The sequence below is a fragment of the Lutibacter sp. genome, assembly GCF_041555395.1.
Lineage (GTDB): Bacteria > Bacteroidota > Bacteroidia > Flavobacteriales > Flavobacteriaceae > Lutibacter.
In genome coordinates, this window is the sequence record NZ_JBFFKM010000066.1 from 1 (window position 1) to 10,564 (window position 10,564).

Consider the following 10,564-nt stretch of genomic DNA (forward strand, 5'->3'; position numbering starts at 1 on the left):
CCGGAAATAAAGTAAATGCGGCAACTATAAATAAGGATAAAGAAAATGAAGCTTCTTCAGTAACAGATGTTGAAGAAAGCGAAGTTTCATCAGTAACAGAAGATGCTAAAAACAAAGAAGTTGTCGCCGTAAAAGCGGCTAAAAACAACAATAAGACATCAAATAAAAGTTTGTTAACCATTTTTATTATTGCGTTCTTTTCCGGATTTGCAGCCCTTTTAACACCTTGTGTATTTCCTATGATTCCTATGACCGTTAGTTTTTTTACAAAACAAAGTAAAAGCAAGGCTGAAGGAATAAGAAATGCTGTTATTTATGGTGTTTCAATTGTTATTATTTATGTGTTTTTGGGATTGTTGGTAAGCGCTGTTTTTGGTGCCGATGCTTTAAACGCATTGTCCACAAATGTGTGGTTTAACGTAATTTTCTTCTTGTTATTGGTGGTTTTTGCAATTTCTTTTTTAGGCGCCTTTGAAATTGTTTTGCCAAGCTCATGGGGGACAAAAGTAGATGCGCAAGCAGATAGAGGCGGAATCATTGGTATCTTTTTTATGGCCTTGGCCTTGGCAATTGTTTCATTTTCCTGCACAGGACCCATTGTTGGAACTTTATTGGTTGAAGCTGCCGCAGGAGGAAATCAGATAGGTCCAATTGTAGGGATGTTAGGATTCTCCTTGGCGTTGGCAATCCCATTCGCCTTGTTTGCAGCTTTTCCTGGTTGGTTAAATTCATTGCCAAAATCGGGTGGTTGGTTAAATACTGTGAAAGTGGTTTTAGGATTTTTGGAATTGGCGCTGGCATTTAAGTTTCTGTCGAATGCCGATTTGGTATTGCAACTGCACTGGCTGGAAAGAGAGGTTTTCCTATCGATTTGGATTACCATATTTTTGGTATTGGCATTTTATCTCTTTGGAAAAATACAATTGCCGCACGATTCTCCACTAACGCATATTTCAGTGGGAAGACTCAGTTTGGGAATTATTTCATTGGCTTTTGCCATTTATATGATTCCTGGTTTGTGGGGAGCGCCATTAAATTTAATAAGTGCTTTTCCTCCAGCGCAATATTATAGTGAATCGCCTTATGGAGTCGGATTTTCAAAAATGAATAGCGGAATGTCATCAGGAGAAAATTTTGAAATTCCGGATGGTGCACATTTAATGGCGCCGCATAATATTTTGGCATTTAATGATTATGAAAAAGGATTGGCTTATGCCAAAAAGGTGAACAAGCCAGTTATGTTAGATTTTACGGGGTATGCCTGCGTAAATTGTCGAAAAATGGAACAGCAGGTTTGGGCTCAAGAGAAGGTTTTGCAGGTGCTAAAAAATGAAGTAGTTTTAATTTCATTGTATGTGGATGATAAACGACCGCTTCCAGATGGTGAAGAAATTGAATCAAAATTACGTCCAGGAAAAAAATTAAAATATATCGGACAAAAATGGAGCGAATTCGAAATCATAAAATTCGGAGCCAATGCGCAGCCATTTTATGTTTTAATGAATCATCAAGAAGAAAATTTAACAGAACCAATTGCCTATACCCCAGATGTGGAAGAATATTACAATTGGCTAAAAAAGGGAATAACAAATTTTAAAAATTAAAAAAATCTAATAATCAAATGAAAAAATTAATTTATGCATTAAGTATTGCTTTGGTTGTTTTATCTTGTAAAGAGGAAGCACCAAAAGATTATGTGACTTTATCCGGGACAATTACCAACCAAAATTCCGATTCCCTAATTGTTCGTTCACAAACTTATAGTAAAAAGATAAATGTTAGCCCTGATGGTTCATTTTCAGATACATTAAAGGTTGAAGCAGGAAACTATAATTTATTTGATGGCTCAGAATCGACTTCTATTTATTTAAAAAATGGTTTTGATTTAAACATGACCATCGATACAAAAGAATTTGATGAAACTGTTAGTTATACAGGAACAGGAGCTGAAGCAAGTAACTATTTAGCGGCAACAGCTCTTTTGCAAGAAACTGTATTTGATGATGCTGAAATGTATAATTTAGAAAAATCTGAGTTTGACACAAAAATGGAAGAAGTTAATTCTAGTTTTAAAAAATTATTGAAAGAAACTAAAAATTTAGACACCTCTTTTGTTTCACAACAAACTAAGCAAATTGATGGATTGATAAAGTATATTTCAGGAAGTTATGAAGATAAACAATATTTGAATACTGTTTTGGTAAAAGGTAAGATTTCTCCAAAATTTGCTGCTTATGAAAATTTTAAAGGAGGAACAACTTCTTTAGAAGATCTAAAAGGAAAATATGTTTACATAGATGTCTGGGCTACTTGGTGTGGACCTTGCAAAGCTGAAATACCATTTTTAAAGGAAGTAGAAAAAGCATATCATGGCAAGAACATTGAATTTGTCAGCATTTCAGTAGATAAAGCTAAAGCTCATGAGGCATGGAAACAAATGGTTGAAGAAAAAGAATTAAGTGGAATACAATTATTTGCAGATAATGATTGGAAATCAGAATTTGTGCAAGCGTACAAAATAAATGGCATTCCACGTTTTATTTTAATTGACCCGCAAGGAAACATAGTTTCGGCAGATGCGCCAAGACCTTCTTCAATTGATCTAAAAGTATTATTCGATGAATTGAAAATATAAGATGAAAATTGATTTTTATTGTTCTTGATTCACGCTGGTTTTTATAAATTCGCTTGACTCTATTAAAAAATATTAAACCTAATTAATTAAAAATGAGTTTTTTGTCGAATCTTTTTTCAAAAGAAAAATCTAGACAGCATTTAGAGGTTTCTAATAGCTTGCCTTCTGAATTGGAAATTTATTTTCAACAATTCAGGAAGCATATTGTGGGAATCAACCAAACGTTTGAGTCTCCATATGGAGAACAGAAAATTATTTATACCGATTGGACTGCCAGCGGAAGATTGTATCGCCCTATAGAAGAAAAATTGCTTAATGAGTTTGGGCCTTTTGTAGCCAACACGCACACCGAAACTTCCATTACAGGTTCCGCAATGACCATCGCTTATCACAAAGCGCGATCTATAATTAAAATCCATGTAAATGCCTCAAAAGAGGATGTTTTAATCACTTCCGGTACGGGAATGACAGGGGTTGTTAATAAGTTTCAACGTATTTTGGGGTTGAGAATTTCAGAAAATATTAAAAAATACACCACAATTCCCGAAGATTTAAAACCCATTGTTTTTATAACGCATATGGAACATCATTCCAACCAAACTTCATGGCTGGAAACCATTGCCAATGTTGAAATTATTCCTTGCCAGGAATCGGGTTTATTGTGTTTTGATAGTTTTGAAAAATTGTTAATTCAGTATAAGGACAGGCCAATAAAAATTGCTTCAGTAACAGCCTGCTCCAACGTAACCGGCATTAGAACTGATTATCATAAAATTGCGAAAATGATTCACAACTATGGAGGATTGTGTTTTGTGGATTTTGCGTGCTCTGCGCCTTATGTTGAAATAAACATGCACCCTAAAGATGAAGAAGCATATTTAGATGCCATTTTCTTTTCTCCGCACAAATTTTTAGGAGGCCCGGGATCTTCAGGCGTGTTAATTTTCAACAAAAAATTGTACAAAAATATGGTTCCCGATAATCCTGGTGGCGGAACTGTAAATTACACAAACCCTTGGGGAAACCACGATTATATTGATGACATTGAAACCCGCGAAGATGGCGGCACACCGGGTTTTTTACAAACAATAAAAATAGCGCTTGCCATTCAGCTGAAAGAAAAAATGGGCATAAAAAAAATGTTGGCCCGCGAGCATGAAATAATTCAATTGGTATTTGAGAAATTAACAAAAATTCCGAATTTAATAATATTAGCCAGGCAACATGAAGACCGGTTGGGTATTTTTTCATTTTTTATTGAAAATGCGCACTTTAATTTAGTTGTTAAATTGTTGAATGACCGATTTGGCATCCAAACCCGAGGGGGTTGTTCATGTGCCGGAACGTATGGCCATTTTTTGTTGCATGTAGATCAGCAAACTTCAAAAAATATTGAAGAAAAAATCAGTGAAGGATGTTTAATTGAAAGGCCGGGGTGGGTTCGAATGTCAATTCACCCAACAATAACCGATGATGAAATACTTTATGTTTGTGAAAGCATAAAACATGTCGCCGAAAATTTTAAGGAATGGGGTGAAGATTATGTATATGACGCAGTAAAAAACGAGTTTACTCATAAAACAGCCAAATTATTAGAAAAGGATTTGGTAAATAATTGGTTCAAGCAGTAATTATTGGGCAACAATTTTTCTATATTTGAATTTATAAAACAGATAAATTAATGGATAATTTTATGTTCTTTCTTAAAGAGGGAATTTTTCATGTATTGGATTGGAATGCGTATGATCACGTCCTCTTTTTAATAGTTTTAACAGTTGTGTATGATTTTAAAAATTGGAATAAAATCTTGTGGCTTATTACATTGTTCACCATTGGCCATACGCTTTCCCTTATTTTGTCGGCCTATAATATAGTGTCAATAAGCCATATGTGGATTGAATTTCTAATTCCTTGTACCATTCTAATTACGGCTTTGGTAAATGTATTTTTTGCAAAAAATGCCACAAAACTGGCAAAAACAAACACAAATTTATTTTTCGCACTGTTTTTTGGGTTAATTCACGGACTCGGGTTTTCGGGATATTTTAAAATATTGATAGGCGGTTCAAGCCAAAAATTAATTCCTTTGCTCGAATTTGCGCTTGGAATTGAAATTGCACAACTAATTGTTGTCATTGCAATTCTTATTATAGGGCTCATTTTTCAAACCGTTTTCCGTTTTCCAAAACGCGACTGGATTCTTATCATTTCATCTATAGTCATCGGTTTGGTATTGCCAATGCTAAAAGCGGCCATATTTTGGTAAAAAATTAACGTTGAGTTTATTAGAATCTTAGTACTTTTGAAACCTCTGAAAAATGTATGAATAAGAAACAATTAAAATATGACCAAGCTTATATGCGAATGGCATTTGAGTGGGCGAAACTATCGTATTGTGAAAGAAAACAAGTAGGCGCAATCATTGTTAAAGACCGAATGATCATTTCCGACGGTTTTAACGGCACGCCAACTGGTTTTGAAAATCCTTGCGAAGATAAAGAAGGAAATACAAAATGGTATGTGTTGCATGCAGAAGCAAATGCCATATTAAAAGTGGCAAGTTCTACACAATCTTGTAAAGATTCTACGTTATATATTACCATGTCGCCTTGCAAAGAATGCAGTAAATTAATACATCAATCGGGAATAAAAAGAGTGGTTTATGCCAATGCTTATAAAGATGAAACGGGCTTGGAGTTTTTAGAAAAAGCAGGCGTTGAACTTACCCATCTTAAAAATTAATAATGAATAAAAGAAATGCTTATTTACCTTTATTTTTCGGAATAGCTGTAGCTGCAGGGATATTTATTGGCAGCATATTTAACTTTAAAAATAAATCGAGTTTATTTAGTTCCAATACGAATGAAGCAAAAATAAAACGGCTGATTAACTTTATACAGTATGACTATGTAGATAAGGTAAATACCGATAGTTTACTTGATGATGCCATAACAACAATGCTGGCAAAGTTAGATCCGCATTCAGTTTATATTCCAAAAGAGGAATTGCAGCGGGTTACCGAAAGTATGCAGGGGAAATTTGCGGGCATTGGTGTATCATTTCTTATGCATGATGATTCTGTAGCCGTAAGCGGCGTTATTAAAGGAGGGCCAAGTGAAAAAGCCGGGATTAAAGCCGGGGATAGAATTATCATCGCAAATAACGACACCCTGTTTGGCAAAAGCATTATTAAAAAAGCAGGTGTTGTTTTAAGTGAGCGCGGAACACTGGAAGGCAACAGAAAGGTTAGTGATGCCGTTATGAAAGCACTTAAAGGTGAAGTGGAAACAAATGTAAATGTTGTTGTATACAGGCGTTCAACAAACAAAATATTAAATTTTCCAATCACCAGAGGTGAAGTCTCAATAACAAGCGCATCAGCACATTATATGATTAACAATACCTTGGGGTATATTAAGGTTGACCGATTTGCGCGAACTACTTATGATGAATTTAAGCACGATTTAGATGAATTAATTGCAAAAGGAATGACTTCATTGGTGTTAGATTTACGTGGAAATCCTGGAGGATTTATGGATATTGCCAATCAAATTGTTGATGAGTTTTTGGAGGATGGAAAACTAATCGTTTTTACCAAAAGTAAAAATGGCGCAATTGACAGATCATTCGCAACTAACAAAGGTGATTTTGAACATGGAAAATTATTTGTGTTAATTGACCAAAATTCTGCGTCGGCAAGTGAAATAGTTGCCGGTGCACTTCAAGATAATGATAAAGGAACTATTGTTGGCCGTCGTTCGTTTGGAAAAGGATTGGTGCAACAGGAAATGGCCTTGGGTGATGGATCAGCCGTAAGGCTTACCATAGCAAGGTATTATACGCCAACCGGGAGGTCAATTCAAAAACCTTACAACCATTCAGACAATAAAATTTATAACAATGATTATTTAGAAAGAATTCATAATGGGGAGCTTATTTCAAGAGACAGCATTAAAGTAAATGACTCCTTGAGATACACTACGCCTAAAGGAAAAATTGTATATGGCGGTGGAGGAATAATCCCTGATGTTTTTGTCTCGATAGACACAATGGGTACTTTTAATGGGCTTTGGTACAACAACTTAAGTCCTTTTATATTTAAATATATAGACAATCATCGAGAAGAAATGAACAAATGGGAATTGTATGATTTTGTTGAAAATTTTGATAAAAATGACAATATCTTTAACCAATATGTTGGGGAATTGGATTTAACTGCACCAATTCCGCCAGAAGGCAGGGAAGATTTAAAAAGATATTTTAAAGCAATCATGGCTAGAAATTTATTTGATGAAACCGGCTATTTTATGATTACCCAGAAAGAAGACAATATGATTTTAAAAGTGATTGAATTAGACAGTAGGAAATAGCACTTTTAACAAATAAAAGATATCTTTAGGCATTTAATCGTGTAAATTTTGACAACCAATAAAAAAATATATTTTGCTTCCGATCAGCATTTTGGCGCACCCACTGTTGAAGAAAGTAAAATTCGGGAACAAAAGTTTGTAAATTGGCTGGATTTCATAAAAAAGGATGCTGAAGTTCTTTTTCTGTTAGGCGATTTGTTCGATTTTTGGTTTGAATATAAGGAAGCCGTCCCGAAAGGTTTTGTTCGTGTTTTGGGAAAACTTGCCGAATTAAGAGATCGTGGAATACAAATTCATTTCTTTGTTGGAAACCACGATTTATGGATGGATGATTATTTTGAAAAAGAACTTATTATTCCCGTATACCACGAACCAAAAGAATTCATACTTAATAACAAATCATTTTTTATAGGTCACGGCGATGGTTTAGGACCGGAAGACAAAGGTTATAAACGCATGAAAAAAGTGTTTACCAATCCGGTATCAAAATGGTTCTTCAGATGGCTGCATCCGGATATCGGAATTAAAATTGCGCACTATTTATCAGTAAAAAACAAATTAATTTCTGGAGAGGAAGATGTGAAGTTTTTAGGGGAAGACAATGAGTGGCTGGTGCAATATTCCAAAATGAAATTAACTGAAAAACATCGCGATTATTTTGTGTTTGGGCATCGACATTTGCCTTTGGAAATAGCCATTTCAGAAACCTCAAAATATATCAATACAGGCGATTGGATTGTCCATTTTACCTATGGGGAATTTGATGGAAAGGAATTTATATTAAAAAAATATAAGGAATAAAAAAGGAGGCTAATTTAGCCTCCTTTTTAGTGTATATAAATGTTTTAGTTTAGAATTTGTAACTTAAACCTGCTTTTAAAATAGTTCCGTTAAATCCAAATTGATTTACTTCCCAGGCATATTTAAATCGACCACCTAAATCTGTAACAACGTCACCATGTGTATCAATTACATCAGGATAAACATTCAATAGATTGTTTATAGATAAACTTAGGGATACTTTTTCAGAAAAATCATACGCGAAATTCATGTCAGTAACAACTTTACCTGCAAATGTTTGATCTTTAGAAGCGTCACTTCCATGTTGCCAAGTAACTTCACCAAAATACGTGTTATTAAGCGATGCGGAAAATTTGTTGATGTTGTAATCCAATCCAAATAATATTTTGCTTTTTGGTCTTGCAGATATAATTCTTGATTGTTCTTTTCTGTTAAAGATATCATATCCTTGAAGAGTAGCTGAAGGAGCATCAATTCCTCCCTGAGCATTAAGATTAAGAATTTTTGTATTATTAAAGTTTGCAGCTAAATTAACCGCTAATTTCCCTTCACCTACCAAAATATTTCTGTAGTTTGCAACAAAATCGAGACCGTTTGTTTCTGTATCTACAGCATTCACGAAGAATTTTAGACTTGTAATACTATTGTCAATTAATACTTGTTCTACCGCATTTGTGGTGGTGTCATCACCATCAAATCCTACTTCACCTGTAAACAATACACGATCATCTATTTTAATATTGTAATAGTCTATTGAAATTGAGAAGTTAGTGGCTGGCTTAAAAGTAAATCCGGCAGAAAAGTTTTTAGAATCCTCAGCATGAAGTTGAGGCACGCCCAAACCTTCGCGTATTACAGGATCAACATTGTTAAAAGTACCTTGATTTGAAATAGTACCACCAGAAACCAATGTTTGAATGTTACTTAAGTAAATTTGATGTAATGCCGGTGCTCTAAAACCAGTTCCGTAAGAAGTACGGATTGCACCTTTATTTCCTAATTTATATCTTGCATTCACTTTCCATGAAGAATTGCTTCCAAAATCAGAAAAATCCTCGTATCGTATAGCGCCACCAATTAAAAAATCTTTAGTAGCATCCCAGTCAAGGTTTGCATAAACACCATAATTTGTCCTGTCTGCATCTACCTCATTTGTCGGCTGAACACCAGGAAACGACTGCGCTCCTCCACCAAAATAGGAATCTGGTTCACCAGCCTCTGCTTTAAAATATTCCTTTCTGGCTTCTGCTCCAATGGCTAAACTCAATTGGCCAAAGTTTCTGCTTAAATCAAAATTCCCAATTAAATTGCTAAAAGAATAAGCGCCTCCTTTAAAACTGGTTGGACTTGCAACACCTAAATCACGATTTAAAGTGTTTCCAATGGTGTAATCCACTGAGTTTGAACCAAATGTTCCACTTAAATCAGCGTTAAATCCTAAAAAATCAAATTTAACCCCAATACTATTCATGAAGTCTTTAATATCAGTTTCAAAAGTTGGTTGAAATCCTTGATATTCGGTTCCTGCGTCGTGTAATAAATTAAAAGGATCCGGAACCCAGTATGGAGTTCTGTATAATGCAAAACTTGTTCCTTTTCTAGCAGTCATACCTCCAAAAGAGTAAAATTCTCCTGAATTATTTTTAAAAGGGAGTGCCAAGTTATAAAAAAATTCTCCTGATTTCATTTCAGGTTGTCCAACAGTCATTCCTAAATCAGGATTTTGTTGAATCCAAGGGTTTGTACCGTCAACTCCAAATAATTCATCTTTACCAGGTTTTCCGGCTCTATTTGTAAGTTCTTGTTGGTAATAGGATAAAGTGAAGTTTGCGTATCCGTTTTCACCAATATTTAAAGTTGAATTTACATCAGCCCCAATATTAAAACCATCGCCTTCAGTTGTAATTCCTGAGTTAACATTTATGTTTGTGTATTCTATGTTTTTCTTTAAAACAATATTGATTACACCTGCAATAGCGTCTGAACCATATTGTGCAGAAGCACCATCTCTTAACACCTCAATTCTTTCAATTGCCGCAGTAGGAATACTTTTCATATCTGTACCTACTTCTCCTTTTCCGGGAGTGTCATTGATATAAACTAAAGCGCTCTGATTTTTTCTTTTGCCGTTTATCAACACCAACGTTCTGCTTGGACCTAAACCTCTTAAATCGGCCGGGTCAAAATGAGCAGTAGCATCAGAAATAGTTTGACTGGAAGCATTGTATGAAGGAACTTTATAGGTCAACATTTGGTCAATACTTGTTTGTCCGCTCGATTTTAATTCCTGAACGCCAATATTGTCAATTGGTACCGGAGAATCTAAAACAGTACGTGGTTTAGCCCTGTTACCGGTTACAATAATCTCCTCTAAACCAACACTTTCTTCATTTAAAGTGATAGAGATTCCGGTTGCTGAGGTTATCTGTTGTTTTTTTGATTCAAATCCAACAAAGGAAGCAACTAATGTGGTGGGTAATTTTGAAACATTAAATTGAAAATTTCCACTTTCGTCCGTAGTTGTTCCGCTTGACGTTCCTTCTTCTATAATGGTAGCAAATGGGATACCATTCCCTTTAACATCTTTTATTTTACCAGAAACGGTGGTTTGAGCCCACGTTATAAAAGGTATAAATAAGAAGAATAAAACAATTTTTAAATGTTTGAGTGATTTTTCCATGTATTTATTTTTTATAGTCTGCTCCAAATATGAAACAAAAAATCAGATTACACAAATGATTGTTAAGAAGTTGTTAAA

At 34.7% G+C, this 10,564-nt stretch carries 8 protein-coding genes; 7 read left to right on the forward strand and 1 reads right to left on the reverse strand.

The features are described from left to right. The 7 genes from ABY285_RS11145 to ABY285_RS11175 all read left to right on the forward strand — a co-directional run. Window positions 1–1,604, forward strand: a 1,604-nt coding sequence (locus ABY285_RS11145; protein ID WP_372770060.1) for a protein-disulfide reductase DsbD family protein, incomplete at its 5' end; no start/stop codon positions are given. Window positions 1,605–1,621: 17 nt separating this feature from the next. Beyond that, complete coding sequence (locus tag ABY285_RS11150) at window positions 1,622–2,635, forward strand: TlpA family protein disulfide reductase (RefSeq protein WP_372770062.1); 1,014 nt, start codon at window positions 1,622–1,624, stop codon at window positions 2,633–2,635. Between the two features lie 92 nt (window positions 2,636–2,727). Further along, window positions 2,728–4,266 carry an aminotransferase class V-fold PLP-dependent enzyme gene (locus tag ABY285_RS11155; RefSeq protein ID WP_372770064.1) on the forward strand — a complete coding sequence of 513 codons (1,539 nt, stop codon included), beginning with the start codon at window positions 2,728–2,730 and terminating at the stop codon, window positions 4,264–4,266. 50 nt (window positions 4,267–4,316) lie between these two features. Then, window positions 4,317–4,901 carry a HupE/UreJ family protein gene (locus tag ABY285_RS11160; protein ID WP_372770066.1) on the forward strand — a complete coding sequence of 195 codons (585 nt, stop codon included), beginning with the start codon at window positions 4,317–4,319 and terminating at the stop codon, window positions 4,899–4,901. A gap of 56 nt (window positions 4,902–4,957) precedes the next feature. Continuing rightward, the gene (locus tag ABY285_RS11165; protein ID WP_372770068.1) at window positions 4,958–5,377 is read left to right on the forward strand and encodes a cytidine/deoxycytidylate deaminase family protein; all 420 of its coding nucleotides are present in this window, start codon (window positions 4,958–4,960) and stop codon (window positions 5,375–5,377) included. A 2-nt stretch (window positions 5,378–5,379) separates the two neighbouring features. Continuing rightward, on the forward strand, window positions 5,380–7,005 hold the full coding sequence (locus ABY285_RS11170; protein WP_372770070.1) for a S41 family peptidase: 1,626 nt from the start codon (window positions 5,380–5,382) through the stop codon (window positions 7,003–7,005). A gap of 48 nt (window positions 7,006–7,053) precedes the next feature. Next, complete coding sequence (locus ABY285_RS11175; RefSeq protein WP_372770072.1) at window positions 7,054–7,806, forward strand: UDP-2,3-diacylglucosamine diphosphatase; 753 nt, start codon at window positions 7,054–7,056, stop codon at window positions 7,804–7,806. Between the two features lie 49 nt (window positions 7,807–7,855). On the opposite strand, the gene ABY285_RS11180 is transcribed toward ABY285_RS11175, so the two are convergent. Then, complete coding sequence (locus tag ABY285_RS11180) at window positions 7,856–10,486, reverse strand: TonB-dependent receptor domain-containing protein (protein ID WP_372770074.1); 2,631 nt, start codon at window positions 10,484–10,486, stop codon at window positions 7,856–7,858. Window positions 10,487–10,564: the final 78 nt, after the last annotated feature.